General features: G+C 48.1%; 1 pseudogene. It reads left to right on the top strand.

The window, feature by feature from the left end:
- Positions 1 to 208, top strand: a pseudogene (locus tag V6260_RS19485) (retention module-containing protein); the annotation flags it as partial.

Genomic DNA, 208 nt, shown 5'->3' with positions numbered 1-208 from the left:
AACTTGTCAACAGCGGCGCTATCTGTTGAAGTTAATACTATAGCGCCAACAGTTCTAATCGACGCCCTTGGCGATACTAACGATACTACACCGTCTATTTCAGGAAGTGTAGTAGGAGAGCCCGAAGGTACAGGTGTGACGATCACGGTCAGTGATGAAGCAGGTTATCCACAAACCATTACCACTGAAGTGCAAGCCGATGGCTCCT

This window comes from Pseudoalteromonas aliena, from assembly GCF_038155085.1.
GTDB lineage: Bacteria > Pseudomonadota > Gammaproteobacteria > Enterobacterales > Alteromonadaceae > Pseudoalteromonas > Pseudoalteromonas aliena_A.
Note: the sequence above shows the minus strand (reverse complement) of the source record. Positions and strands in the feature narration are given on the sequence as shown.